Here is a 23,312-nt window from a genome sequence, read left to right as displayed (position 1 = left end):
ATCACGGAGCGAATTGAACGAGTTATTTGTACATCTTTGTTCTGCATCCAAAGGGAGTCTCGGATGATCCAAACGCCAGAAATGACGGCTTTTCTTTTGTTGATATTTCTTTATGCCTTTATGCCTGGGCCAGCAATGCTCTATAGCGTGGGGCAAACCTTAAGTTGTGGTAAGCGAGCGGGTATCCTTTCTGTTATTGGGTTGCATTTGGGAGGGTACTTCCACGTTGTCTTATCTGCGGTGTGTTTGTCATCCGCTTTCGTACTATCACCAATGGTATTTGAGGCAATGAAACATCTTGGTGCTGTCTACTTTATATGGCTTGGCATTACCAGAATCTACAAAGCTCAGACACAAGTCTGGTGTGAGAAACAACAATCTGGTTGTCAGCATGATTCTGACCAGAGGGTCTTTGTTGATGGCATCATCGTAGATGTTCTAAACCCCAAAGCCGCGTTATTTTACTTAGCTTTTTTGCCTCAGTTTGTAAGTCGCGATATTGGGTCAGATATTTGGCCTCAGCTGTTACTACTCGGCATCATCACCAACATTGTATTTAGCTGTGCTGACTTATTGAGTGTCCTACTTGCATCACGATTACGTGCTGCACTGCTTTTAAAACACAATGCATGGATTTATTTGTCGAAGTGGTCAGGCTCGATATTCATTTTATTAGGGCTCTTGGCGGTAATTAACTAGATATAAGTTTTCTAAGTGAGCTCGTGAAAATTATCTTCACGATAAGGGTTTTTGGGTTTTAAAACTTGGCTTTAATCTTGGTATAAAAATTTAAAGATAATTTCATAAATAATAGGAGGGCTATTTGATTTTTTCGTTTAAATATAATAGTGCAAAATAAAAAGGGAAAAGTAATGATAAATATAAACAATGTTGAATTATTAACACCAAAAGATAAAACACTATATTGGAAGAAATGGAGTTATTGTGCAGAAGCACGAATTGATCCGCTGGGTCAGATGTGTGTAGACCATATTAAGGAGCATCAGTATGAATAAGTCTCCCTCTGTTTATGGTGGTGCTTGTATTATTGCGTGCGTTTGTGTTGGTGCTGGTATGCTTGGCTTGCCTACCGCAGCATCAGGCGCATGGACATGGTGGGCGTTGCTGATTCTATTCGGCACTATGATCATCATGACGTTCTCCGGTTGGCTTCTGCTTGAAGCGTACTCTTCCTTTCCTTACAAAGCATCGTTCAGCACGGTAACTGAAACCGTGTTAGGTAAACCTATCAGTATCATCAATAACTTAGCGGTGTATTTTGTTGGCGGTATCCTGTTGTACGCCTACATTACCTCTGCTGGGTTGGTATTGGCGGATATGTTTTCAGTCAATGCCAAAGTGACCTCATTATTGTATGTGATGGTGTTTTCTTTTTTCGTTTGGCATTCAACGCGTTGGGTGGACCGAATTTCAGTATTGTTGATCCTTTTCATGGTTATCTCGTTTGTGTTTGGGATCTCAGGATTAGCAAGCCAAATCGACCTGTCCGTGTTGCTGAATTCCGGTGACGAGGGCGCGAACTACGTGCTTTACGTGGCGCCTATGTTGCCAATTGCGCTTGCTTCGTTTGGTTATCATCACTCGGTGTCTTCCTTGCGAGACTACTACCAAAGCGAACGTAAAGCGGGTAAGGCGTTGATTGGCGGAACGGTGATTGCGTTTGTGGTTTATAGCGCTTGGCTGCTCTCAATATACGGTAACTTACCTCGTGGTGAATTCAGCCATGTCATTGAAGCGGGTGGCAATGCAGATGCGCTCTTGAATCAGCTGAGCAAAGTGATTGAAGTGACGTTTATCTCACAAGTCATCAGTGCCTTCTCTGTCGCTGCTATTTTATCAAGCTTTATTGGAGTAGGACTTGGCGTGTTTGATTTCCTTGCCGACCTATTCAAATTTGATGACACCAAAGAAGGTAGAACCAAAACTTGGTGCGTAACCTTTATCCCTCCACTGGTTCTCTCTTTGCTATTCCCGTTTGGGTTTCTTATTGCCATCGGCTATGCAGCGTTCGCTGCGGCAATCTGGGCCTGTATTATTCCAGCGGCTCTGGTTGCCAAACTGAGAGCTCAGCGAAAAGCAGGCGACAACAGCGAAGACTCTAACGATAAGAGTGCAGAGCCTACTTTTACGGTAAAGGGCGGAAGTGCCGTGCTGTGGGCTTCTTTACTTTTTGGTATCGCGGTCATGGTCATCCACCTGCTGACATTACTTGATGTTATCCCCATGTTCACGGGATAAATCCAATATTCATGACGAATACTCGAATATAAAAGCCAACTAATATGACCTGAATTCGTTTTACGGATTGAAATGACACCTGATGTTTTCATTAAGGTGCGGATATCTCTATTTAAATTTCGATGTCCCATTTAAATGAATAGTCGGAGAGTTTCTCATTGAAGAAGGATTTTTTATTTAAGTATTTCGTCAAGCAATAACGATAGAAACAATTAAAGGACGTTAAAAATGACAATTAATTACACGAAGAATAATCATTCGAACAGAAAATCAAAAAAACAAATAAGCGCTTTACAATACACTGGATTATTAGGTGTTTTGTTAAGTTCGGTGCCTGTGAGTGCAGCATATGTCGACGGCAATTTGAAAATTAACGGAGACTACTTTCTTTTCGGCCTTGGCTCGGGTGCTGCGATGGAAGACAAAGACGACTATGCGGTTTCTGGTATCGGTCGTGTTACCGCAAACTGGACGGCGTTTGAGGATCAGAGTGGCAATGTTGGGCAAGTCCAGCTTCGAGTCGACCACAAGCATCGTTTAACTAATGATGTAACGCTGATGTACATATTCGATAATTTAGGCGGCTACGGCATCATTCAACCTGCATTCAGCGACATTGGTCTTCGATTAACTAATTTGTACTGGCGACAAGAGTTCAACCAACAAAATACTGAACTGATGGTCGGGTTCCTCGACAGTACAGATTATGTCGATACTTACGCGCTTGGTAATCCTTATGCTGGCTTTTCAAATCTCCAATTCAGCACCGGCGTTGGTACGATCCCAATTCCGGATGAGTCCACTTTAGGTTTTACTCTAAGGCATATTACTTCGGATAATTTTTATGGCTTAGTGAGCTTTTCTGATGCGCTCGCCGATTCAACGGAGCCGTTTGATGGGTTGAGCCAAATTGTGCGTGATAACCAGTACTTTAAGTCTTTGGAAATTGGTTGGATAGGGGCGAAAGATGCTTTCTATGTTCAGAACATCCACATGACCTTATGGCACAGTGATGGAAAACAGGAACAAGAAACGGAAAACTATGGTGTGAATGTTTCTGCAACCTACCTTATGGGGGATTGGATGCCATTTGTCAGAGCGGGTGTCTCACACGGCGACGAATCACTGTACGAATCATCGTTCACGTTCGGAACCGGATACTTAGGCTTTGATGGTAATACTTTGGGCATGGCCGTGGGATGGGCTAAGCCGAACTTACCGATGGAGATCGACGAGATAGTCAATGCGGAAGTCTACTACCGAATGCAATTTGGCGCACTGTCCTTGACTCCTAATCTTCAGTACGTCAGTGATTTAGCGTGGAATCCAAGCGAGGAAAATGCGTTGATCTTTGGCCTTAGAGCAAGACTAACGTTTTAATCTCGCGTCGTTGAACATTTGAGTAAAAAAATGCGCGGCGACGGCCGCGCGTGTCAAAGACCACAAGATACAAAGGAGTGTGTAGCTAATTGGATTGGAGAACTAGCGTGTTGTTAGCGCCTTCATTCTCTCGTTTGGTCTTAAAGTCTCAACTAAATAATGGCTAATTAATGTGCCATGAGAAAAGAAACTGGTTGGCTTCTGTGTACCGATTACCACTCAATGCTTGAGCCATCGAATACTCGGAAGCTGCCAGATTCTTCTAGCGTTAAGTTTGACGCAACATTAATAATGCCAGACACACTTTGCTCGGCGGTAAAGGTCGCGTCTTTGCCACCCATATCGGTTTGTACCCAGCCCGGATGAATCGCCAATGTTTTCACTTCTTTCTCGCGAAGGTTCTGCGCTGCTGATACCAGAATTTGATTCAGTGCCGCTTTAGACGTACGGTAGCTGTACATATTGCCTGAGCTGTTATCGCCAAGGCTCGCGACGCGAGTCGAGATACCGACGATGGTTTTGAGTTCACTAGCTGCAACGTTGTCTTGTAACGCTTGGATAAGTAGAGCAGGAGCAACGGTATTGATGGTTAGCACTTCTAGCCATTTAGCTTGTGTCATTTCACCGAGTTTCGCGCAATCGTCACCAAGCACGCCTGCATTTAGGATCAAGTGGTCGATAGGGCGGCCATTCAGACTATCTGCTAGGGCATTGATGTCGGATTCTTTGGTTACATCGAGCGTTAATGGCTCAATGTTGTCGTTATTTTTTGCTAGTTCATTCAGTGCATTTGCTGATTCTGGCGCGCGACAGGCGGCTAGCACATGCCAACCTTTGTTTGCGTATTGACGAACAAACTCCAAACCAAGACCACGATTTGCACCAGTGATTAAAACAGTAGACATAGGGAACTCCTAAACATTCATTGAGTATGTGGCGAGTTTAAGAGTGAACCGGAACAAAAGGCGCTAGAAAGGGAACAAACTTAGCAAGATTCGACAATGTCGAATTCAATAAGCTAAGTGGTTATTTTTCCAAGAATAGGAGGCGTGTTAGCGTTTCAAAAAGACGGACGCAAAATGAATTAGACGCTGCTGGTTTAGCTCTTTTGCATGACCGCTGACACCCGCGACGGCAACGAGCTCTCCCTCGAGATAGAGCGGGATGGCAAGGCAGTTTAAGTTCGGTTCCGCTTCTTCCAAGTCCAACGCATAACCATTGTCGGCAACCACGCTCAGTTCTTTCTCTAACGACGGGGAAAGTTGGTCTTGCAAGCGCAAACGTCGTCTGAGTTCCTCATCAAAAGCCAAAAAGACTTTGCCGATTGCAGAGGTAGTTAGCCCCTCACGTTTGCCGCGTGGGCTGCGGATCGTTAGTGGGTTATCTCGTTCGATGGCATCCAGATAAAGGTATTCCTGCGCGCCACTTTGAACAGCAAGATAGGCGGTGTTATCTGTCAATTGAGCCATCTTTTTCAAAAGAGAAGCAAAGTGCCGACGAATCGATTCGTCCTTTTGTTCAAGTGGCTTGGAGAGATCACGAAATCGCAGTCCCAATGTGTAGCCCTGTTTTACTCGAGAAACGTATCCCAACTCACTCATGGTCGCGAGTAAACCGTGCACCGTGGTTTTATTAAGCGCGACAGCTTCACTGACTTGCTGTAATGACATAGGCGCATTATGTAAAGAAAGCGCTTCTAGAATGGTAAAGCTTCGCTCAACGGATTGAATTCTTTTGGGTTCTTTGGACACGTTTTTACTCGGGTAACGGTGTAAGAAATGTGAAGGAACAAAGCCTGAGAATAGCTTCTCTTGTTAAATTAGAAAAGCCCAACGATCTGTCCATCGTTGGGCTTGTAAGTATTAGAAACTTTGGTGATTAACGTTCGCTAGGGTGTGTCCAAGCGAATTTCTCGAATGGCTTGTCTGGTTGAGTATGCGCTAGCGCATTGGTGAAGTTAGAAATCAGCTTCGCCGCTAATCCGGTTAATACCTCTAACGCTTGGCGCTGCGTGAAACCAGCATCCAAGAACGCTTGTAGTCTGTCGTCACCGATATGACCGCGGTTATCAAGTAACTCTTTAGTGAAATCATGCAAGGCTTGTAATTTTGCGTCTGGAATTGGTGTGCCTTCACGTAACGCTTCAATCACTTCGTCTGGCATTTTGCCGGCTTTCATCATCCATGTGTGACCAGGAATGCAGTAATGACACTTGTTTTCGAAGTTAGAGGTCATAAACACCACTTGTTGTTCAAGCGGACTGAGTGTGGTGTTTTTCATGAAGAGTTCAAACGTTTTGTTGTAAGCCTCGTACGTAGCAGGTGCTTCTGCGAGAACCGCATGAAGGTTAGGCAACATACCAAAGCCTTTCAGCGATTGTTCAACTAATGCTTTTGATTCTTCGGGTGCCGTTTCAGCTGTGTAGTAAGTGAATTCAGTCATGAGTTTTCTCTCCGTGAGATTTTTGCACTGTGTGCCTGACATTGAATGTAAGCGCGTTCGCTAAATCGAACTGCGTTATGTGGTTTATTATGGTTACCTAGACCTTAATATCAATTAGTTAACTTTTAGTAACCTAGTATTGAACTTGCTTTGAAGCTTGGGTTTGGTTGTTAAGTTATTAATTAACATAATTAAATTTTTTAAATCTGAATTTCCCTTTTCTCTAAGACGGGCTTTAAATTGGCCAGAATAAGCATAGTGTAAGACGCAAAAATGAGTAGGGATGTTGGAGCTATGGACGGAAACTTCTAACCAATATTGACGTAATTTGTTACATGTCACTGCCGGAAAGGGGGGATTTTTGCACGTATTTGCGGTGATTTGTCACGTAAATAACTGAGTGAGAACAAATATCATTCACCTAATGAGTGGTTACAATTACGTGCTAGAAAAAGGCGGTTTAACTTGGTTAATATTTAGTCAATCAAGGAGGTGTGTATGAGACGATTCGAGAACATACTTTTTGCTACGCAAGGACTGCCAGGGCACAGTGACGCACTGGGTCAAGCGATCAGAATTGCGGCCAACAATCGCGTTCCGGTATCAGGTTTAATTGCCTGTCCAGACTTTCCTACCGATCTCGCTCAGTATCAACAAAGCTACGAGCAATCTTTGCACGATTCGCTTCAGCAGAGTGTGAAAAAGTTACGTGAACAACACGACATTGCTGAAGAGCAAGTGCCGTTTCCGCTGCGAGTACAAAGCAGTGAACAACCAGCGGTTTGCATTATCCAACAAGCCATCACAAATCATAACGACCTGATCATTAAAGAGGCTGAGCCGCTCAGTGAAGGAGCGGAGGGTTTTAAAGCGATAGACATGACGCTATTGCGCAAGTGTCCTTGCCCGCTATGGCTTCACCGACCAATTTCTAAACCAAGAGACAAACGACGTATTGCCGTTGCCGTGGATCCGATGACGGTCAGCGACGAGCAACAAGCGCTTTCGCGCCGATTGTTGGAACTGTCTCGCTCGATTGCAGACACGTGCGACAGCCGATTGCACATTATCTCTTGCTGGGAACACTACTTGGAGAACTATCTAGATAACCATGTCTGGATCCAAGTAGAAGAGTCGCAGTTGGCCAATGAAGTGTCTCGGGCTAAAGCAAATCACGAACAAGCACTTCAACGTTTGATCGAGGACTCAGGTATCTCTGGTGAGATGGTGATTCATCATCTGCATGGTAAACCAGATGACCAAATTCCAGAATGTGTCGATGAAACAGAAATCGATGTTTTGGTCATGGGCACCTTAGCTCGAACCGGTATTTCAGGGTTTGTGATCGGTAATACTGCCGAGAACATTCTGCAATCGATCAACTGCTCTTTGGTGGCGATGAAGCCAGAGGGTTTCGTATCCCCAATTAAATAACCAGTCATTCGCGAATATTGAAAGGAGAAACACTGAGGTAAGCACGATCACGACAGACTGATGACTTCTCAATGGAGGATGGTATGAAAAAACTGTGTCCTATTTGCCAAACTGAAATGGTTGAACGCTCGAACATTCATGTGTGTCCGAGAAACGAAATCGGCGACTGTTCCTACGATGCACTTAACTTTGTGCATGAAGAGTCGGCTTACGTACTTAACCAAGCTAACACCTTTAGCGACTTGCGTTCCTACGTCGTCCCCGACAGCAAGTAGCTCGAACCATTGAGAATATAAGTCTATATTGAAATGGATGATCGTGACTTAAGTTTTCAGCGGTCTGCTTCAAAGCCTTCGCATTCTAGATAATCCGTTCACCTGTCTTGCTCGGATTGCCTTTCTAACACCCAAATCGACAATTTTGGTTGAAGCCTGAAGTATCAGGAGAGGGCGGTCTTTCCGTTGATTCTATGAGTCACCATCCAAGTGTGAACCTAACGAAATGGATGGCGATATTGAATAGCGTAATAGGGAATAAAAACACACAAGGCTCAAAAGATCGTTCGCTGGTTCTTATGATCTTTCCTTTGCTGCCGATGGTCATTTTCGTCTCGCTCATTAGTTGGTATGAGCCGGGAGGCGTAAGTTGGCAAGCGGCTTGGGTTCCGGGTTTAGATGTAAACCTGAGCTTCAAGTTGGATGGCTTGTCTTTCCTATTTGCATGTTTGATCAGCGGCATCGGTGCGCTTATCCAGATTTACGCACTGGCTTACCTGAAGGGGCATTCGTCTCGATTCTCTTTCCACCTGTATTTAACACTGTTCATGTTAGCCATGCTCGGAGTTGTCACGAGCGACAATATCCTGCTCCTTTTTGTGTTTTGGGAACTCACTACTATCACATCGTATCTTTTGATTGGCTTTAATCATGAGAAAGACAAATCCCGCAAGAATGCATTGCAATCTCTCATTGTCACTGGCGCTGGTGGCTTAGCGTTATTAGCAGGTCTGATACTGCTGGGTGAAATGGCTGGCAGCTATGAGATAAGTACCATCGTCGCGCAAAGTGCGCTGATTGCACAACATGAATGGATTTTGCCTTCGTTGATTCTGATCTTACTCGGTGCGTTTACTAAATCGGCGCAGTTTCCATTCCACTTCTGGTTACCCAATGCCATGGCAGCGCCAACGCCAGTGAGTGCCTATCTTCATTCTGCCACTATGGTGAAGGCTGGGGTGTACTTACTTGCCCGTGTGTCACCTATCTATTCACACAGCGAGATTTGGTTTTACATGCTCGGTATTTTTGGCGGTTTTACCGCGATATGGTGCGCGCTGCTGGCCCTAAAGCAAACCGATTTGAAGCTGATGCTGGCATACAGCACCAACGTCGCCTTAGGTAAATTGGTGCTATTGATAGGCATGGGGACTGAGTTAGCGATGATGGCCGCGCTGTTGTTTATCTTGGCGCACTCGTTCTACAAAGCAGCGCTGTTTATGGTGGTGGGTAATATCGATAAAGCGACAGGGACGCGTGATATTCGAATGTTGCATGGTTTGAAAGCAGTACTAATACTCAGTGTCACAGCCGCAATCCTTGCTGCCTCGTCTAAATCAGGTGTACCACCGCTACTCGGCTTCTTAAGTAAAGAGTACATGTACAAATCCGGTCTGGAAGTGAGTATCACCCTAACTACGATATTCCTTTTGGTTAACGTCACTATGGTTGCTTTGGCGCTGGCACTGATCGTTAAACCTTTCTTCGCGACGTATGAAGGTAACCCAACACCAGCCGAGAAAGTGGAAGCCAATAAAGGGTTATGGATGCCAGCAATGCTGCTCGCCATAGCCAGTGTGCTTGCTCCGTTATTTGGCTTAGGGTGGATCAACAACAACGTAGTTATTCCGGGTGTTTTGTCGAGCTTGCCTGACTCCGCACCAGAGGCTGCCAAACTGTGGCAGGGCGTGAATCTGCCGTTGGCGCTCAGCGCATTAACTTTGTTACTCGGTTTTGTTTTGTATCGAGTCTACCCGGGGCTGCTAGTGATTTGGCAACGTAAAGTACCCGTGTTGCCAACAGCAGAATCCGTTTTCGACAAAATCATGGCTAGCATGATGCGTTTGGCGAAATGGCAAACGCAGTTATTGCAGCAAAAGCGCTTAAGCCATTATGTGTTGTTGTTCTTTATCGTGCTGGCTGGATTGCTGTTGAGTAGCCCGTTAGTGATCCCACAAGCTCGCTTTGCTGCATTAGCAAACATTAGTTTCTACGAGATCAGCATTGCACTGCTTCTCATTGGGGCTGCCTTAGTCTGCACCTTTACCACGTCTCGTTTGCTGGCGGTCTCTTCCCTTGGCGTGGTGGGCTTTATGACCACCTTAGTCTTTATGCTTTACAGCGCACCAGATGTCGCGAAAACCTTATTGTTGGTTGAAACCTTGATGGTTGTATTTGTGGTGCTCTTGATACGCCACATCCCAGGTTTGTTGACGGTGCCGCAACATTATGTACGTCGAAGATTACTTCACGGGGCGATAGCAGGTGTGATTGGTATGTCGGTGACTGCGTTGTTGATAAACATCACCGCACAACCTTTAGATTCTACTCTGGCTGATTTCTTCGCAGAGAATAGCGTTCCCGGCGGGCATGGACGCAACATCGTCAACGTGATTTTGGTCGATTTCCGAGCCTTCGATACGTTAGGCGAGGTGATTGTGGTCGTGATGGCTGGTATCGCTGCGGTGAGTTTGTTGAAAACGCACTACCACAAGCGAAACCGTATCCGTTCCCTTATCTTTGCGACCACCGCACACATTGTTGCAGCACTGATGTTGGTGTTCTCACTTTACCTTTTGTTACGAGGTCACAACGAGCCGGGTGGTGGCTTTATTGGTGCGCTGATCGCTGTGATTGGTTTTGCGCTACTGATGTTTGCAGAATCGCCAAAGTATGTTCGTGACCGCTTGTATTACGCGCCATTTAGCATTGCTCTGTTTGGCATTTTCTTAAGCTTTGTGGCTGGCCTAATGAGCTTTGCCTTCAATTTGCCGTTCTTAACGGGTTTGTGGTGGAAAGACATTCTGCCACTTGGCACACCGCTAATATTCGATGTCGGCATCTACCTCGCCATTATTGGTGGTGTGATGGGGATGTTGCTGCGCGTGAATGAGGAGTTGGACTGATGGAAATACTATGGAGTCTCGTGGTCGGTGTGTTTGTCGCGGCTGGTGTCTATCTCATGCTTGAACGACACATCTTACGCTTACTATTCGGTTTGATCTTGTTGAGCAGTGCGGTGAACATCGCGATTTTCACTGCCGGACGTTTAACTCCCGGACTACCGCCATTGATCGAGGCGAATTCAGTGTTGCCACCAGTAGGTGCGGCAAACCCGCTTCCTCAAGCCTTAATTCTGACTGCCATTGTGATTGGCTTTGGCTTGTTGGTGTTCGCATTAATGCTGTTTTACCGTGCATATTCTGAAGCGGGCTCGGCAGATGTGGATGCGATGCGACATTCTGAGGAGGATGAATGACGACGATTTGGTTGACGTTACCCGTAGTTGTTTCACTTCTTACCGCTGTCGCTATCTTCTGCGCGAAGCGTAATAAAGCGCTGGTGGATGCAATAAGCGGCACAAGCGCATTGGCAACCTTGGTGCTTGCAGCATTGTTGACCCATGATGTCATCAACGGTGGACCACAAGCAGTAGCCTTTGGTCAATGGGCGGCACCATTTGGCATTGTTTTTGTGGCGGATTATCTTGCCGTCGCCATGGTGACAGTGACGGCCATTATTGGCGTAGTGAGCGTGTTCTACGCCATGGGCGATCTGCAAGAAAAAGCATCGTACGGCACGTTTCATGCGCTGATGCATGTCTTGTTGGCCGGCGTGTATGGTGCGTTTCTTACTGGCGACATTTTCAACCTCTATGTGTGGTTCGAGGTGATGTTGATAGCATCGTTTGGTTTGATGATTTTAGATGGATCAAAGCAACAAGTGGATGGAGCAGTGAAGTACGTGATGCTCAATCTAATCTCGACCTTGGTCTTCTTGCTCGCGATTGGCTTACTCTATGGCGCAACAGGGACTTTGAACCTCGCGGATTTACACGCCAAAGCCGCACTGATTCCGTCAGACACCAAAACCTTGCTCGCGGTACTGTTTCTATTCGCGTTTGCGATTAAAGCGGCGTTGTTCCCCGTTTTTGCTTGGCTGCCTGCTTCTTACCATACGTTGCCGAGCGCGGTTGTCGCACTATTCGCTGCGTTGCTCACCAAGGTCGGGGTGTACGCATTAATCCGAGTGTTCACCTTGATTTTCCCACTCTCAGAAAGCGGTTGGCAGCCGACTTTGATGTGGGTGGCAGGGCTTACGATGTTAACTGGCGTATTGGGGGCCGCGAGCCAGTACGACATTAAAAAGATTCTCTCTTTCCATATCATCAGCCAGATTGGTTACATGATCATGGGATTGGCGATCTACACGCCGCTTGCCATTGCGGGTGCGATTTTCTACATCGTGCACCACATCATAGTGAAAGCAAATCTATTCCTGATTGGCGGCTTTATCGAGCGTAAGTATGGCTCGGGCAACCTGGGGCAATTAGGCGGCGTATACAAAGCCATGCCTTGGCTCGCTTTCTTGTTTCTCATTCCTGCATTCTCTTTAGCGGGGTTTCCACCTTTGTCGGGCTTCTGGGGCAAGTTCCTTGTCATCAAATCTAGTTTGCAAACCGAGTTGTATTGGCTTGCAGGGGCGGCGCTCTTAGTTGGTCTGTTAACGGTGTTCTCGATGACCAAGATCTGGAACGAAGTGTTTTGGAAAAAGCCCCTACAAACACTGAAAGCACAGCCAATGAACAAGTACACAAAAGGATTATATTGCGTGCCAATAGCCACGTTGACCACCTTAAGTCTGATTATTGGTTTGGCAGCCGAGCCGTTTTATCAATTTGCAGAACTCGCCGCAGAGCAGCTGATTGAGCCCCAAACTTACGTAAAAGCGGTTCTTGGAGAGAGCGCGTTGGATGACATTGTAATAGCTGAGATGGCATTGAATGCGCCGGGAGGGAACCAATGATTTATCTGTTTTTAAACTTGTTTCTCGCTTTGGCTTGGATGCTGCTAAACGGCAACTATACAGGCACGAATTTCATTCTTGGTTTTGTGGTCGGCTTTTTGGCATTGCGACTCAGTCAACCGTTTGGGTTGAAAACCAGTTACTTCCGACGCTTTCGTGCTTTGGTCGGCCTGTTTCTTTTCTTCTGTTATGAGATGGTGATATCGGTAGCCAGAGTCGTCTGGGATGTGGTCACGCCAACCCATTTGAGTGACCCAGATATTGTTTATGTGCCGTTAGATGTTGAGTCAGATTTAGAGATCTCTTTGCTCGCTAACATGGTTTCACTTACTCCAGGAAGCTTGAGCCTAGATGTCACGCCAGATAAGAAGCACATGGTTGTGCACGCGATGTTTGCACCCGAGCATGAAAAGGTAATTCGAGAAATCAAAGACGGCTTAGAGAAACGGATTTTGGAGGTGACGCGTGGCTGATGGATTACAGGTAGGTAGTTGGTTACAGATGAGCATCACGTTCGCTTATATTGGTTTGTTGCTCAGTGTCGTGATGGCATTCATTCGCTTGGTTCTTGGTCCAACTTTGGCCGATAGAGTGATAGCGCTTGATCTGATTTCATTTGTGACAGTGGGCTTTATTGCCGTTTATACCTTAGATAGTGGACAACAATCCTTGTTGGATATTGCTATCACGCTCGGTCTAGTGGCCTTCCTCGGGACGATTGCGTTTGCAAGGCTGATCTTCAAAAGAAAAGGAGAGGTGTAATGGACATTATTGTAGGGATTTTACTCTGTCTCGGAACCTTGTTTACGCTCATCGCGAGTCTTGGGATCTTACGAATGCCTGACCTTTACACGCGAATGCACGCCGCAACCAAAGCCGGCACGGTGGGCTTAGCTTCGCTGTTATTGGCAGTGGCGATAGCGATACCGGATATCACGGTAATTTCTCGAGTGATTGGCACAATGTTGTTTATCTTTATCACCGCCCCGGTAGCGGCACACTTGCTGGGTAAGGCGACGCAAGAAAGTGGTTATCAAATCTGGAGAAATAAAAAGAAATAGGGCTTATGTGGCTTGTGGTAGAAACAAAAACGCCGCTAAATCAGCGGCGTTTCTATATAGGTAATTGTCTTATCTACTTGTAGCTGAGCTCGGTCGCTTTGCCTTTGAAGATTCGATACACCATAAAGGTGTAAAGCAAAATCATCGGCATAACGATCATTACGCCGTAGCCTACAATCATTAACGTCGCAGGTGAGGAGGCGGCTTCTTGTGCGGTCATTAATCCCGGCACAACTTCTGGGAAGAAGCTATACGCAAGACCGAGAAAGCTCAACGCGAAAATGACGGTGACACCAAAGAAAGGCCAGCGCACACCCAGATCATTCACCATTGGAACCTGACGCAAATAGCGATCAACGAGGAAGATGGTCGCCAACACAATTAACGGAACTGGAGCAAGCAACAAGACTTCTGGGAAGCTGAACCAACGCAGGGCAACTTGTTGATTTACAATTGGGTTTACAACGCTCACGACTAAGATTCCTAAGGCTGCTAACCAACCAGCACGGCGAGACCAACGTGCTGAACGTATTTGCAAATCACCTTCCGTTTTCAGTACCAACCATGCGCCGCCGATGTAAACATACGCCGCCGTTACACAAAGTGCGCTTAACCATGCAAAGCCAAATGCTTCGGTTGATTGCTCAAACCCCATGATGTAACGACCCACCATGTAACCCTGGGTTAGTGCGGTGATTAGCGAGCCAATTCTGAAGCACCAATCCCAATGAGGTTTATGATCCGAGTTCGCTTTGGCGCGGAAGTCGAACGCCACGCCACGCATGATCAGTGCGATAAGCATGATGGCAGTAGGCATGTAAAGCTCCGTCAAAATCAAGCTATGTGCAGTAGGAAAGGCAATCAGCAGAATACCAACGGCTAACACCAACCACGTTTCATTCGCGTCCCAGAAAGGGCCGATAGACGCTATCATTCGGTCACGTTGCGCTTCATTATCACTTGGCAACAGGATACCGACACCAAGGTCGTAGCCGTCGAGCACGGCATACATAAAGACCGAGAAGCCAAGCAGCAGAAGATAAATTTCTGGTAGATAGTCGAGCATGATTAGGCCTCTTGTTGTGTCAGTGGGACTTCATGGGCTGCAACGTCTTTGCGCGCCAAATAGAACAGGGTATGGATGTACGCAACCAGCAATGCCGCGTAAATGGCTAAGTACATAATGAGCGAAGTCATCACACTACTGCTCGCAACCGTGGTGACGGCTTCTGATGTACGCAATACACCGCTGACTAACCAAGGCTGTCGGCCAATCTCAGTAACATACCAACCCGCAAGTGTGGCTATCCAACCAGAGAACGTCATGGCTAATACTGTGTACAGGTAAGGTTTGGGTAGCGCTTTTTTGCGTGCTAGCTTCACCGCGCCGTACCAGCTAACCAGCAGCATAAGAACTCCCACACCAACCATCACGCGGAAACCAAAGAACAAGGGCTTCACTGGCGGGTGATCAGGTACAAATTCGTTAAGTCCTTGGATTTCCCCGTCTAAGTCATGCGTAAGAATCAAACTCGCCAACTTCGGAATGCCCACTTCAAAATCATTGCTGCGAGTTTCTTCATTTGGCATCGCAAACAGAAGAAGAGGCGCGCCTTGCTCGGTCTCCCACACGCCTTCCATCGCTGCGATTTTTGCAGGTTGATGTTCAAGCGTGTTTAACCCGTGCAGGTCACCGACAAAGATTTGTACTGGGATGAATCCAGCCGCCGCGAACAACGCGACTTTTAAGCCAAGTTTGGCTGAGCGGTGATCTGGCTTTTTCATTATTTGATAAGCCGAGATACCCGCAATCAAGAAGCTGGCAGTCAGCGCCGATGCTAATAGCGTGTGTAAAAGCCGGTAAGGTAAAGAAGGATTGAAAATGACTTCCTTCCAACTGGTTACATGCACAATACCGTCAATCGCTTCATAGCCACTTGGTGTGTGCATCCAACTGTTAAGCACCAGAATCCAAAATGCGGACATACTTGTCCCAACTGCAACCAGAACGGTTGCGAGAGTATGAACCCATTCCGGTACTCGTCCTCGTCCAAAAAGCATCACACCAAGGAAGGTGGCTTCCATAAAGAAGGCAGTCATCACTTCGTATCCGAGCAATGGTCCTGCAACGTTTCCGACTCGCTCCATAAAGCCTGGCCAGTTGGTACCAAACTGGAAACTCATCGTAATGCCGGATACCACACCTAAGGCGAAAGTAAGAGCGAATATCTTGACCCAGAAGTAATAAACATCGAGCCATACGGGAGCTTGTGTGCGGTTATATCGCCACTTGAAAAACACCAACATCCACGCCAACGCGATGGTGATGGTCGGGAAGAGAATATGAAAGCTGATATTGGCCGCGAACTGGATCCGCGACAGCATGAGGGTATCTAACATCTCGGTTCCTCAAAAACGTGCCGTGCTAAAAATCGTGTCTATCTGTAATTTAGTTACGAAAAATTGGGCAGTTTGGATTCATGTATCGAGAAATACAGGTGATTCTGTTTTCTTCTAACCATGATTTATATCAACTAAGACAAAGAAAGGAGTGTGGGAAATTGTCTCAAAATGCCGCTAATAGTCGCGAGAAGTGAGTAAAAGAAAGCAAATGTAACTGAAGTTGCATGAATTAAGATTAGTTCGAATTATCCTTATGATGGTTTCGATAATTCTGAAATAAAATTACAGAAACAGTGTTTTTAGTAAGGATATTCGCGTTCGTTGCTTTGGATGTTCGATTTTGGTTTATCAGACAAAAAAACGGCGCGGAATTGGAGTCATCCGCGCGAGTCAATGACTGCTAGATACATAAGAGTGCTTGGCTAATCACTCGGAGATCTTGAAAGACACAACAATCGAGTAGAACGTTAGCGTTTTCGCCAACCATTCCATTCTTTTGTGACTACGTTTAATTCTCCATTAATTAATGGCTAAATAATGCACTTAAGTGCATATTTTAGTTCCAACGTAAAAGTGTTCTATTATTTGTCTTGCTCTAAAAAAGAAGGGACAAGCAACAAAAAAGGACAAGCGTTAACTTGTCCTTGAAAATTATTAATTGAAATTGTCTAGAGCGCTTTCACTACAGCTTTTCGAGTTTTGGTAACTGGTAGTGTTTCATCTTCTCCACATCTGGCACGTAAGCTCGAAGCTGTGCGCGCCATCCATCTACTGGTGTTTTCGCGTAGTTCACGCCTTTTTCGTCTGCGATGGCATGACATTGTTCCCCACCAAAAATGATCGTAAAGCTGCCGTCTTCGTTACTCTTAAAGTCTTTACGGTTTGTGCTCACAATATTGTGGTCGTTTGTCATCAAGTAGTTATCTGAGTTGTACATGGTCAGCGAGCTGAAGGCTTTCGCCGGAACATGGTCAAACGTTGCGGTGTAACATTCATTCGCCTTGGTGTTTTCAGGCGCCCAAGAAGCATACATTGCCGTCGATTCTGGGCTCAAACCCCAAGAGCCAGCAATGGTGTACGTCCATTTCTCCCAATTAGACACATCATGAATATCGAATTGCACCGTGTCGTACATGTCAGGTAACTTACCCCATTCTTTAAGTAGGGCAGAACGCAGCTCAGCGATGTCTTCCTCTTTGGTGTCAGTGGCATATGGAACGGCTGAGTTTGACTCAATCTTCATCTTGGGTTGAATTTCGTTCTTGATGTACGCCAAGTCATCGGCTGTTGCGTCTGTTCCTACACGAACGCCAATAAACACGTAGTCGGTCTCAATATCACCCGCTTTGTATTCATACACACCCGGTGTCCAAGTGTACTGAACAAAAGTATGGTTTTGGTCTTGGATGTGAAGGGAGACAAAACGATCACCCATGTCTGGGATTTCAATCTTGAAGCCTTTACGCGCATCAATAACGGCAAGGGAATAGACGTTGTCGACATTCGGCGTGACTACCCAAGTATCACCCGCTTGAGATAGGCCAGGGAAGTGGATGAACTGGTTCAACTCACCACGGCTTAGCATCTTTTGTGCGAACAAATCAGCTTCTTTGCGCTGGTACTCCATTGCTGTCATGCCGTAATCAAGCGGATTTACTGCCCAGTTAGAGGAATCAATGCTGTCGATCACTTGTTGTGTCGTTGGCAAATCAGCAGCAAAAGCAGCCGAAGAAATCAGAGCCATGGTCAGTGCTAATGACGTCTTTTTCATAATAGGACCTTTCAGGGTTAAGGAAGCGTTGACCCCATATTAGGCAGAACAAGATATGTTCAGAAGTGAAGCTGTTGAATGTTAGAAATTAACTGTATTAATATCTAACACAAAGAGTGATGAAAGAGACGGCGTATGTTTGACTACAACCTACTCAAAGTATTACGAGTGCTGCTCGAAACCAGAAATACTAAGCAGGCAGCAGAACGTTTGAACCTTAGTCAATCGGCGGTAAGCCACGCGCTCAGCCGATTAAGGGAAACCTTTGATGACGCATTGTTCGTCCGTGAGCGTTACGGATTAGTACCGACAGAGCGTTGTTACGAATTAGAGCGCCGTCTTCCTGAATTGGTCGAGCAGATTGATGGACTATTAGCCTTAGAAGCGGCATTTGATCCTTCTAAATACCAAGGAAAGGTCTCTATCAGTTTGACCAATGCGCTGACGAATGCAATTGGCGTGGATCTGTTCTCCACATTGCGAGAGAAGGCTCCAAACGCAAGATTTGAGATTATGGATTGGCGTTCACAAGTAGAATCGGCTTTGTTATCTCGAAAAATCCACGTCGCTTTGGATTACGGCCCAGAAGGGTATTCCAAACAGATCAAACAAGAGTTGATGCCCAAGAACCACTTCATGTTTTGTGTCAGGCAAGGGCATCCGCTCACTCAACTTGATGTTGTTACCATTCATGATTTAGCTAAGTATCCAATGGTGTTGATTCGTACCCCGGATTGGCAAACAAGACACGAAACGGCAGAACAGACCATGTTAAAAGCCGGTCATGTTCCGGATATTTTGTTGAAATCGGATTCGCCGGAGGTTAACTTTAATGCCATCCGACATTCTGATGCCTTCTTCCCAGTCGCCAGTGTCATGACGACACTTCCAGACGATATCGTCGCTATTCATCCTAACGTTACTTCCAGCACAGGCTTACCCAAGCAAAATATGGATGTGTACGCTTATTACCTCTATCAAACTCAAGATACCCCATTGATTAACTGGCTTCTTTCAGAGATCAAAATTCTTCTACAACACCGATTCGAGAATAACCAAAGACCGACATAAAAGGGCGGAAGGCGATCATTACGCTTCAACAATCGAGGTCTACATGAACAACCTAATCGTATTTACAGGTGGCCCAGGTGCGGGCAAAACCTCTGTAATAGAAAAATTGATTGAGCTTGGTTACGCTTGCGCGCCAGAAGTGGGGCGCAAAGTGATTAAACAGCAAGTTGCTCTGGATGGTGATGCTTTACCGTGGAAAGACAAAATAGCTTTTCGTGATGAGATGGTGCGTGAAGAGAAAAACCACCATCAAGCCTTCGAACAACTCAATAAGCTTGTCTTCTTTGACCGCTGTATTGTGGATTCATACGGTTATAGCCAATTAGAAAACTTACCCATTCCACAAGCATTAATGGATGCGTGTCAGCGTATCCGTTACGCCAACCCTGTCTTTATCTTTCCGCCTTGGGAAGCCATTTTTGCTAATGATGAAGAGAGAAAACAAGACTTTGCGGAAGCCGTAAGAACGTATCAAGCCATGGTAGCGGCATATCATCAATATGGTTATGAGTTGATAGAAGTGCCGACGATGAGTATCGAACAACGTGTGGATTTTATTTTCGAACGCTTAAAAGATCGGCAGTTGATATAGAATTCATAGAAGTTGCGAGTAGTAGAGTGAACTAAACCGTGATCACGCAATCATAGAGAGGGTAAGAGGAATTTACCCTTTTTTACAGTAAGGTTTATTTAAGCAAAATAGGCGCTTAGCGAGACTAGAAAAGCTTAGAAACAAAGTTCTCAAATACGCAATGTTTAAATTTTGAGATTCAGATGTTATAACATAACAATTACTGTTTCCGATTATCCCAAGTACTATGAAGTTTGTTCGTTATTCACTCATTGCTGTCGCTGCTACCGCATTCTCTCTTGCAGCCTATCTCACCTATCAAGCAGAAACGAAACCAGAAGAAATCACCATTGAGGTCACGCCTTATTCCGAGCTAGAGAGCGCTCACGTACACGAGGCTCAGACAGACGACACGGCACCAAACGCCGAACTGGCAACACAAGATCACGACAACATTGCACGTATTCACTACTTCGTTAAAGTAGGTGACACACTCAGCACGATCTTCTCCTCATGGGGCGTCCCATACGAAACCACGCAAAAGCTTCTTGAAGCCGATTTAACTTCCTTGAAACTAGATACCATCAAACCAGGTGACCACCTTGAGTTTGTGGTAGATAGAGACACCAAGACGCTGCAACAAGTAATCTTCCACGAAAGCCTTGTCGAACGTTCGATTTACACGCAGAACGACGATGGCACATTCGCTTATGACTTTGTTGAAGAGCCTGGAGAATGGCGTGAGGAAATGTACTCCGGTGAAATCAACGGCAGTTTCTCATCTTCTGCGCACCGACAAGGATTAACTACTACCCAGATTGCCAACATTACGCGCGTGCTTCGTGACAAAGTGAATTTTGCGCGCGAGCTGCGAGCTGGTGATAGCTTTCATGTATTGGTGCGTCGTCAGTACGTGGATGACCACTTAACCGGCAATACCGAAGTGCAGGGCATTGCTATCAAGATGCGTGGTAAAGACGTAGAAGCGTTTTTAGCTGAAGATGGTCGCTTTTATGACCGTGATGGAAACAGCTTAGAGCAAGCCTTTAACCGTTATCCAATCGACAAACAATTCCGACGTATTACGTCTCCGTTTAACCCGAACCGAAGACACCCTGTAACGGGCCGCATTCAACCGCATAACGGTACCGATTTCGCGACGCCTGTGGGTTCGCCAGTTTACTCAACGGGTGATGGCAAAGTGATTGCTGTTCGTAACCACCCTTACGCAGGTAAATACTTGGTGATTGAGCACAACAGTGTGTACAAAACTCGTTACTTGCACTTGAGCCGTTTCTTAGTCAAGAAAGGCGACCACGTTAAGCGTGGACAAAAGATTGCGCTTTCGGGAGCGACAGGTCGTCTAACAGGCCCACACTTGCACTTCGAAGTACTGGTGCGCAACCGTGCAGTGGATTCGATGACAGCCGATTTGCCGTTGGCGAGTTCGATTCCAAACAAAGACAAACCTGCGTTCCTAGCACGAGTTTCTGAGTTTGATGACATGGTTGCTACCGAGCAGAATGCGAGTAACTCATCAGCAAACGAGGGTAAAAAGGCCTCTTAGGCTCTTTGCATAGTTCAATGAACAAAGGCAGGCTTCGGCTTGCCTTTGTGTTTTAAGAGCCATGTGTTTTATGGACCATGTTGTTTTATGGACTGGGCTATTTTAAGCAGCATGTTGGTTTAGGGAGATTAGACAGACATTCACCACCTCAAACGCTATCTTGGTTGCGCTATGTGATACAGTTCGATTCGCATTCCTGCTGAAATTGACCAAAATACAAGTAGTAACGAGTGGAGGGTGAATGCAAATACCAATTCTAGGCTTTGACCATAAGAAATCGAATCAAGCAGAGATTGAAATCTTCGATCTAGAAAGCTTGTATGGCCAAGAGTACGAAAGCCATTCACCTCAAAAACCGCATCGCATTACCTTCTTTATGATGGTTTACATCGAAAAAGGCAGTGGCATGCACATGGTGGATTTTAAGCAGTATCCGTTTGAATCTGGCAGCATCCTCTTTGTTCGTCGCGAGCAGGTGCAAGCTTTCGATTTGTCCAACAAACCCTCCGGCAAAGTGATCATTTTCACCCAAGCGTTTTTAGACCAAGTGCATGCCAACATGCGTTTACCTAACTACACTCCAACGCATTTAAACCAAGCTCGTTCGCCAGTATTGAGCTTAGACGAAGCCACCTGCCAGAGTGCCAAACTGCTTATTGGCGAGGTTATCAAGGAAATTGAAAGTCAGCATTCCGACCCATTGATCGTCATGTATCTTTTCTCTTCTTTCGCTCTAATGCTGCATCGCCTAAGACCTGAAGAGAGGCACGATAAGTTAACCAAAGAGCAGAGCTACAAGCTTGCACGTTTCTTTGATTTGCTCCAGGCGAATTATGAACATATTCGTGATGCGAACTGGTATGCGGGGCAGATGGGATCAACGTACAAAACGTTAAATGTTATTTGCAAGCTGGCAACGAACTTAACCGCGAAACAAATGATCGACGCGTTTGTCACAATAGAGATTAAGCGCCGCTTGGTGGTGAGTAACGTTACGACGCAACAGTTAGCTTTTGACTTTGGTTTTGAAGATGCGAGTAATTTCGTTCGATACTTTAAAAATCAAACTGATATGACACCAAGCCAATTCCAGAAGCTGTACGCCGAACCACAGTTATGATGTTGAGTATGAACGCCTTTTTGTGTTCATGTTCGATATTGACCATTTTCCGACGCACATCCACACAGACGAGTCTTTGATTCATTCCTATTATTGTTCTCAAGCCAACAAGAGGAAAATAATATGAACAAATTGACTCGCTTTTTCGCTAGCTCTGTTATCGCATCCACCGTTTTTGCTAGTGCTTCTTTCGCTGTTAATGCCGATGAATTGTCGAATCGTGATAAAGCCGTCGCGGTTATCTCAAGCATTGAAACTGGTGACCAAAACGCGATTTCATACATCAACCCAAACAAGTACATTCAGCATAATCTTGCGGTTGCAGATGGTTTAGCGGGCTTTGGCGAAGTAATGAAGATGCTGCCAGAGGGCAGTGCTAAAGCGAAAGTGATTCGTACCATTCAAGATGGCGAATACGTGGCATTGCACACGGAATACGACTTTTTCGGACCAAAAGCGGGCTTTGATATTTTCCGTTTTGAAGATGGTTTGATCGTCGAGCACTGGGATAACTTACAAGACGTGGCGAAACCTAATCCAAGTGGTCGCACTCAATTTGACGGTGCAACAGAAATCACAGATATAAACAAAACAGATGAGAACAAAGCGATAGTCTTTGATTTTGTACAAACCATTCTGATGAAAGGGGACATGTCTCAGATCAGTAAGTTCATCGGTGATAAAGACAGTGACTATATCCAACACAACGTTGCGGTGGCCGACGGTTTGAGTGGTTTGGGTGTTGCACTTAAACAATTAGCGGAAGCGGGCATGCCGATGGTATACAGCAAGAACCATTTGATTATCGGTGAAGGGAACTTCGTGCTATCAGTGAGTGAAGGACAGTTCATGAACCAACATGTCGCGTTCTATGACTTATTCCGTGTCGACAATGGCAAAATTGTAGAGCATTGGGACACGATTGAAGCGATTCCACCGAAGTCAGAGTGGAAGAACGGCAATGGCAAGTTCGGCTTTAAATAACATCTAACGACAACATTCACGAAAAAGAGAGTCACATTGTGGGCTCTCTTTTTTCGTTTTAGCGAGTTATATACCCAATAATAGTTCGAAAATAAATCAATGTGATACAGGTGTAAAATAAAAACAACTTAACTTTGGCTTTTATTTGTACAGAAATTAACGACATTA

General features: G+C 45.6%; 22 protein-coding genes. 16 read left to right on the top strand and 6 right to left on the bottom strand.

Annotated features, from left to right (window positions below; genetic code table 11):
• The first annotated feature begins 63 nt into the window (after positions 1-63).
• The 3 genes from ACLIIY_RS26120 (at position 64) to ACLIIY_RS26110 (ending at position 3,639) form a co-directional block, all read left to right on the top strand.
• Positions 64-699 (top strand): LysE family translocator, encoded by a 636-nt coding sequence (locus tag ACLIIY_RS26120; RefSeq protein WP_434528826.1) that lies wholly within the window; start codon positions 64-66, stop codon positions 697-699.
• A 309-nt stretch (positions 700-1,008) separates the two neighbouring features.
• Positions 1,009-2,259 carry an aromatic amino acid transporter gene (locus ACLIIY_RS26115; RefSeq protein ID WP_038896546.1) on the top strand — a complete coding sequence of 417 codons (1,251 nt, stop codon included), beginning with the start codon at positions 1,009-1,011 and terminating at the stop codon, positions 2,257-2,259.
• A 330-nt stretch (positions 2,260-2,589) separates the two neighbouring features.
• Positions 2,590-3,639: a carbohydrate porin gene (locus tag ACLIIY_RS26110; RefSeq protein WP_434529528.1), complete on the top strand. Its 1,050-nt coding sequence runs from the start codon at positions 2,590-2,592 to the stop codon at positions 3,637-3,639.
• A 212-nt stretch (positions 3,640-3,851) separates the two neighbouring features.
• On the opposite strand, the gene ACLIIY_RS26105 is transcribed toward ACLIIY_RS26110, so the two are convergent.
• The 3 genes from ACLIIY_RS26105 to ACLIIY_RS26095 form a co-directional block, all read right to left on the bottom strand.
• On the bottom strand, positions 3,852-4,544 hold the full coding sequence (locus ACLIIY_RS26105; protein WP_039989068.1) for an SDR family oxidoreductase: 693 nt from the start codon (positions 4,542-4,544) through the stop codon (positions 3,852-3,854).
• Positions 4,545-4,691: 147 nt separating this feature from the next.
• Positions 4,692-5,390: an IclR family transcriptional regulator gene (locus ACLIIY_RS26100; RefSeq protein WP_041053224.1), complete on the bottom strand. Its 699-nt coding sequence runs from the start codon at positions 5,388-5,390 to the stop codon at positions 4,692-4,694.
• A 127-nt stretch (positions 5,391-5,517) separates the two neighbouring features.
• Positions 5,518-6,081, bottom strand: a complete 564-nt coding sequence (locus ACLIIY_RS26095; RefSeq protein WP_039839501.1) for a carboxymuconolactone decarboxylase family protein — start codon at positions 6,079-6,081, stop codon at positions 5,518-5,520.
• Positions 6,082-6,579: 498 nt separating this feature from the next.
• Between ACLIIY_RS26095 and ACLIIY_RS26090 the strand changes: the two genes are divergently transcribed.
• From ACLIIY_RS26090 to mnhG, 8 genes are all read left to right on the top strand, one after another.
• Positions 6,580-7,515: a universal stress protein gene (locus ACLIIY_RS26090; RefSeq protein WP_434528825.1), complete on the top strand. Its 936-nt coding sequence runs from the start codon at positions 6,580-6,582 to the stop codon at positions 7,513-7,515.
• A gap of 83 nt (positions 7,516-7,598) precedes the next feature.
• On the top strand, positions 7,599-7,790 hold the full coding sequence (locus ACLIIY_RS26085) for a hypothetical protein (protein ID WP_009699168.1): 192 nt from the start codon (positions 7,599-7,601) through the stop codon (positions 7,788-7,790).
• A gap of 299 nt (positions 7,791-8,089) precedes the next feature.
• Positions 8,090-10,696 (top strand): hydrogen gas-evolving membrane-bound hydrogenase subunit E, encoded by a 2,607-nt coding sequence (mbhE, locus tag ACLIIY_RS26080; protein WP_434529527.1) that lies wholly within the window; start codon positions 8,090-8,092, stop codon positions 10,694-10,696.
• Entirely contained in the window at positions 10,696-11,049 is a 354-nt protein-coding gene (locus ACLIIY_RS26075) for a Na+/H+ antiporter subunit C (RefSeq protein ID WP_061009158.1), read from the top strand. The genes mbhE and ACLIIY_RS26075 overlap by 1 nt, the downstream gene beginning before the upstream one ends.
• A complete protein-coding gene (locus tag ACLIIY_RS26070; RefSeq protein WP_434528824.1) occupies positions 11,046-12,596 on the top strand; it encodes a proton-conducting transporter transmembrane domain-containing protein in 1,551 nt (516 codons plus the stop codon). The genes ACLIIY_RS26075 and ACLIIY_RS26070 overlap by 4 nt, the downstream gene beginning before the upstream one ends.
• Positions 12,593-13,069, top strand: a complete 477-nt coding sequence (locus ACLIIY_RS26065) for a Na+/H+ antiporter subunit E (protein ID WP_038896553.1) — start codon at positions 12,593-12,595, stop codon at positions 13,067-13,069. Before ACLIIY_RS26070 ends, ACLIIY_RS26065 begins: the two co-directional genes overlap by 4 nt.
• Before the next feature lie 28 nt (positions 13,070-13,097).
• Positions 13,098-13,358 carry a cation:proton antiporter gene (locus ACLIIY_RS26060; protein ID WP_009699163.1) on the top strand — a complete coding sequence of 87 codons (261 nt, stop codon included), beginning with the start codon at positions 13,098-13,100 and terminating at the stop codon, positions 13,356-13,358.
• The gene (gene mnhG / locus ACLIIY_RS26055; RefSeq protein WP_005443983.1) at positions 13,358-13,657 is read left to right on the top strand and encodes a monovalent cation/H(+) antiporter subunit G; all 300 of its coding nucleotides are present in this window, start codon (positions 13,358-13,360) and stop codon (positions 13,655-13,657) included. Before ACLIIY_RS26060 ends, mnhG begins: the two co-directional genes overlap by 1 nt.
• Before the next feature lie 73 nt (positions 13,658-13,730).
• On the opposite strand, the gene ACLIIY_RS26050 is transcribed toward mnhG, so the two are convergent.
• The 3 genes from ACLIIY_RS26050 to ACLIIY_RS26040 form a co-directional block, all read right to left on the bottom strand.
• On the bottom strand, positions 13,731-14,723 hold the full coding sequence (locus ACLIIY_RS26050; protein ID WP_009704562.1) for a cytochrome d ubiquinol oxidase subunit II: 993 nt from the start codon (positions 14,721-14,723) through the stop codon (positions 13,731-13,733).
• A 2-nt stretch (positions 14,724-14,725) separates the two neighbouring features.
• Entirely contained in the window at positions 14,726-16,057 is a 1,332-nt protein-coding gene (locus tag ACLIIY_RS26045) for a cytochrome ubiquinol oxidase subunit I (RefSeq protein WP_434528823.1), read from the bottom strand.
• A 685-nt stretch (positions 16,058-16,742) separates the two neighbouring features.
• Positions 16,743-17,831 (bottom strand): DUF1254 domain-containing protein, encoded by a 1,089-nt coding sequence (locus ACLIIY_RS26040; protein ID WP_045417864.1) that lies wholly within the window; start codon positions 17,829-17,831, stop codon positions 16,743-16,745.
• 135 nt (positions 17,832-17,966) lie between these two features.
• Between ACLIIY_RS26040 and ACLIIY_RS26035 the strand changes: the two genes are divergently transcribed.
• The 5 genes from ACLIIY_RS26035 (at position 17,967) to ACLIIY_RS26015 (ending at position 23,144) form a co-directional block, all read left to right on the top strand.
• The gene (locus tag ACLIIY_RS26035) at positions 17,967-18,902 is read left to right on the top strand and encodes a LysR family transcriptional regulator (protein WP_434528822.1); all 936 of its coding nucleotides are present in this window, start codon (positions 17,967-17,969) and stop codon (positions 18,900-18,902) included.
• Positions 18,903-18,945: 43 nt separating this feature from the next.
• Positions 18,946-19,494 carry an AAA family ATPase gene (locus tag ACLIIY_RS26030; protein WP_434528821.1) on the top strand — a complete coding sequence of 183 codons (549 nt, stop codon included), beginning with the start codon at positions 18,946-18,948 and terminating at the stop codon, positions 19,492-19,494.
• A gap of 226 nt (positions 19,495-19,720) precedes the next feature.
• Positions 19,721-21,040: a murein DD-endopeptidase MepM gene (gene mepM, locus ACLIIY_RS26025; protein WP_434528820.1), complete on the top strand. Its 1,320-nt coding sequence runs from the start codon at positions 19,721-19,723 to the stop codon at positions 21,038-21,040.
• A gap of 241 nt (positions 21,041-21,281) precedes the next feature.
• The gene (locus ACLIIY_RS26020) at positions 21,282-22,160 is read left to right on the top strand and encodes an AraC family transcriptional regulator (RefSeq protein WP_434528819.1); all 879 of its coding nucleotides are present in this window, start codon (positions 21,282-21,284) and stop codon (positions 22,158-22,160) included.
• Positions 22,161-22,283: 123 nt separating this feature from the next.
• Positions 22,284-23,144, top strand: a complete 861-nt coding sequence (locus ACLIIY_RS26015; RefSeq protein ID WP_334438504.1) for a nuclear transport factor 2 family protein — start codon at positions 22,284-22,286, stop codon at positions 23,142-23,144.
• Positions 23,145-23,312 lie beyond the last annotated feature (168 nt).

This window comes from Vibrio sp. K4, from assembly GCF_051122595.1.
Classification (GTDB): Bacteria; Pseudomonadota; Gammaproteobacteria; order Enterobacterales; family Vibrionaceae; genus Vibrio; species Vibrio owensii.
This window is presented reverse-complemented; position numbering and strand designations above follow the sequence as displayed.

Bases quoted from the DNA above. Each gene is read 5' to 3' on its own strand.
- mnhG (WP_005443983.1), top strand. From the start codon at position 13,358: ATGGACATTATTGTAGGGATTTTACTCTGTCTCGGAACCTTGTTTACG.
- ACLIIY_RS26070 (WP_434528824.1), top strand. From the start codon at position 11,046: ATGACGACGATTTGGTTGACGTTACCCGTAGTTGTTTCACTTCTTACC.
- ACLIIY_RS26060 (WP_009699163.1), top strand. From the start codon at position 13,098: ATGAGCATCACGTTCGCTTATATTGGTTTGTTGCTCAGTGTCGTGATG.
- ACLIIY_RS26030 (WP_434528821.1), top strand. From the start codon at position 18,946: ATGAACAACCTAATCGTATTTACAGGTGGCCCAGGTGCGGGCAAAACC.
- ACLIIY_RS26120 (WP_434528826.1), top strand. From the start codon at position 64: ATGATCCAAACGCCAGAAATGACGGCTTTTCTTTTGTTGATATTTCTT.
- ACLIIY_RS26115 (WP_038896546.1), top strand. From the start codon at position 1,009: ATGAATAAGTCTCCCTCTGTTTATGGTGGTGCTTGTATTATTGCGTGC.
- ACLIIY_RS26075 (WP_061009158.1), top strand. From the start codon at position 10,696: ATGGAAATACTATGGAGTCTCGTGGTCGGTGTGTTTGTCGCGGCTGGT.
- ACLIIY_RS26035 (WP_434528822.1), top strand. From the start codon at position 17,967: ATGTTTGACTACAACCTACTCAAAGTATTACGAGTGCTGCTCGAAACC.
- ACLIIY_RS26090 (WP_434528825.1), top strand. From the start codon at position 6,580: ATGAGACGATTCGAGAACATACTTTTTGCTACGCAAGGACTGCCAGGG.
- mepM (WP_434528820.1), top strand. From the start codon at position 19,721: ATGAAGTTTGTTCGTTATTCACTCATTGCTGTCGCTGCTACCGCATTC.
- ACLIIY_RS26095 (WP_039839501.1), bottom strand. From the start codon at position 6,081: ATGACTGAATTCACTTACTACACAGCTGAAACGGCACCCGAAGAATCA.
- mbhE (WP_434529527.1), top strand. From the start codon at position 8,090: ATGATCTTTCCTTTGCTGCCGATGGTCATTTTCGTCTCGCTCATTAGT.
- ACLIIY_RS26085 (WP_009699168.1), top strand. From the start codon at position 7,599: ATGAAAAAACTGTGTCCTATTTGCCAAACTGAAATGGTTGAACGCTCG.
- ACLIIY_RS26045 (WP_434528823.1), bottom strand. From the start codon at position 16,057: ATGTTAGATACCCTCATGCTGTCGCGGATCCAGTTCGCGGCCAATATC.
- ACLIIY_RS26015 (WP_334438504.1), top strand. From the start codon at position 22,284: ATGAACAAATTGACTCGCTTTTTCGCTAGCTCTGTTATCGCATCCACC.
- ACLIIY_RS26020 (WP_434528819.1), top strand. From the start codon at position 21,282: ATGCAAATACCAATTCTAGGCTTTGACCATAAGAAATCGAATCAAGCA.
- ACLIIY_RS26050 (WP_009704562.1), bottom strand. From the start codon at position 14,723: ATGCTCGACTATCTACCAGAAATTTATCTTCTGCTGCTTGGCTTCTCG.
- ACLIIY_RS26040 (WP_045417864.1), bottom strand. From the start codon at position 17,831: ATGAAAAAGACGTCATTAGCACTGACCATGGCTCTGATTTCTTCGGCT.
- ACLIIY_RS26105 (WP_039989068.1), bottom strand. From the start codon at position 4,544: ATGTCTACTGTTTTAATCACTGGTGCAAATCGTGGTCTTGGTTTGGAG.
- ACLIIY_RS26065 (WP_038896553.1), top strand. From the start codon at position 12,593: ATGATTTATCTGTTTTTAAACTTGTTTCTCGCTTTGGCTTGGATGCTG.